Source organism: Candidatus Cloacimonadota bacterium (assembly GCA_020532355.1).
In the GTDB taxonomy this organism is placed as follows: domain Bacteria; phylum Cloacimonadota; class Cloacimonadia; order Cloacimonadales; family Cloacimonadaceae; genus UBA5456.
In genome coordinates this window covers 1-2,554 of the sequence record JAJBBD010000269.1, presented here as the reverse complement: position 1 = coordinate 2,554, position 2,554 = coordinate 1, and the positions used below count along the sequence as shown (strand labels likewise).

1 protein-coding gene is annotated in these 2,554 nt (G+C 48.2%); it reads left to right on the top strand.

The annotated features are described in order from the left end of the window. Positions 1–1,039: 1,039 nt before the first annotated feature. Positions 1,040–2,554 (top strand): Mu transposase C-terminal domain-containing protein (locus LHW48_09250; GenBank protein MCB5260636.1); only part of this gene is annotated, 1,515 nt, incomplete at its 3' end.

Sequence of the window (2,554 nt, the reverse complement as noted above, 5' to 3'; positions counted from 1 at the left end):
TTGAAACTGGATTTGCAAAAACCTTGATACCGATTTGCAAAAAGGGTGGTACTGGGGTCTCACTAAAACCGGCGATTTGCATCGAAAGTGATACTATTTGCAATTTCACTTGATACTCTATACCAAGACACCATCTATCGTTATAAAGTATCACCCAAACTTGCAACTGGGTATCACCTGTCACAGTGGTCGTAACTGTTTATTGGTTCGTGAGATGAATAGGACTGACTTTAGACTGTGTCACAGTGGTCTTTGGACTTTTTTGGACTTTTCAGTATCAGGGTTTTTGCAAATTTGGACTCATTTCAGGGTGTTTTCAGACCATCGAATTTGGGAAAACTATTAGCTCATTTTTTGTGCTACGCCAGTAGTGCTTTTGACCGCATCAGTAAATAACTCTCGGTCTGGACTGGGTCCATAAAACGGATTCTCAAGTCTTATTTGCAGATAACATGGTTATCTCTATCTATGGCAAATAGATGGGTTGCATTTTAGGGGATTTTTTAGTTCGTAAGAATCTGCATTCTCATGGTTGTGTCCTGGGCATTATATTGTGAAGTACCGGAGAAGCAGAATTGTCTGAAGATTTATCCAGAATTCCCCGTTAATAAGCGGAAAGGACTTCCCAAGTTATTGCCATGCAGTAGAGTAGCACCCATCAATAACTAATGGGAGGCGCTTATGAAAGCGACCAGTAACGAGTTAAGGCAGAGGTCAATCAGGGCAGACCACTGTGACACGCCGAGCACTGTGACAGGTGTCACAGTGGTTCCCGAAAGGCGGAAAAAGCCACAGAAGCTCATCAGTAGTGGGTTTGAGCACTGTGACAGCAAAAATACCGGATTTAGTGTCACAGTGGTCTCGGATCTACCCAGCACTATGACAGCTGTCACTGTGGTCCGGAATAGGGGGGAATGCCATCTTTGTTTATCAGCAAAGGCTTTGAGCACTGTGACAGGAGAAATGGCGATCAAACTGTCACAGAGGTTTAGTAGGCAGCCTCTTATCTTGGCTTGCTTTGATTTGAGGAGTAGTTGTTATGAGAGTTGAAAGATCTTTACAGGCAGATGTAGCAATTAAGGACTGCAGTCCCGGCTACATTGACATGGCACCCAGAGCAAAACTTCCTCTGAGATATGACAAAGAAGCCAGACTCCTCGGCCACTTCTGCAACCTCGTGATTCGGAGACTGGCTTTATGCCACTCCAAGGTCGAGGAGTGGAAACTGATAGTTGAGGAATACAACAACGGAACCATGGCACCAGAGCTATTCAAGCTCAGAGGAGAACGTAAAGAACGGGCTCTGCGGCTCTGGATCGACCAGTATATCAAATCCAATCAGGATATGTTCGCACTGCTGCATAAGGGCAAGAATATCAGCCATAAACGCAAGGTGACCGAGATCGAGTCCAATGTCCTGCTCAGCATTCTGCTGCATCCCAACCAGATCACCATCGGTTCTGCCATCAACATGCTCAAGGCTCAAGCCAGGCTGGGTTACTTTGAGTCACCCACCAGCAAGCCCACCTTAAGAAGATGGTGTACCGAGTGGATGGAAAACCACCTGGCGACTTGGGAGCAGACCCGGAAGGGTAGCAAATACGTGGCGGAACACATAGTCAAGACTATACACCGGGATGCCAGGCTGTTAAAAGTGGGTCAGGTCTGGGTAGCGGATGGACATACCCTGGCTTTCGATATCATCAATCCCCACACTGGTAAAGCTCAACGCATGACCATGATCATGGTCTTCGACTGGGCTTCCAGATACCCGGTAGGTGCCTCACTTGCCTTTACCGAAGATAGCCAGCACATCCAGACCGCCTTCCGCAATGCATTCCTTAACACTTCGCACTGGTATCTGCAGACCGATGCTGAGGGGAATACGGTGCAAACCCGGCCACCCTTCGCCTTCGTGCCAGAAGCGGTATATCTCGATAATGGCAAGGCCTTCAGAGCCAAGCTATTTCACGAGTCCTGGGAAGGCCATGATTTGGAACTTGAGTTAGGGGGTGTGTTCCCCAAGTTAGGCATCGAGGCTCACTTCGCAGAGAGTTACAATGCCAAGGCCAAGGTGATCGAGCGGTTCTTCAGGACCTTCCAGGAGCAATTCGAACGCTTCATCAGCAGCTTCCGGGGAGCCAACGTAGCCAACAAACCCTCGACCCTGATGCGTAATGAGAAGTGGGCAAAAGCCTTATACAAAAGAGAGGCTCCCACTATTCAGGACGCGATGCAGATGATCGGATTCTATATCAGGCACATCTATGGCGAGACCGAGCATGGCGGACTGGAAGGCAAGACACCCTGGCAGGTATTCAGTTCTGCACTGGTGCCGGAAGAGCGGATGCTCAGGCCGGATAAGCTGAACTTCATGATGCTGGCTACCGAACGCAAATCAGTTAGAAACGATGGTATTGTATTCAACAAACTGCTCTACTGGCACATCGCCTTGATGGACAATATCGGCAAGCCGGTGATCATCAGATACGACTATGCCGAAGCCAGGTGGATACTGGTCTATGACATGAAAGACAACTTCATCTGCCAGGCA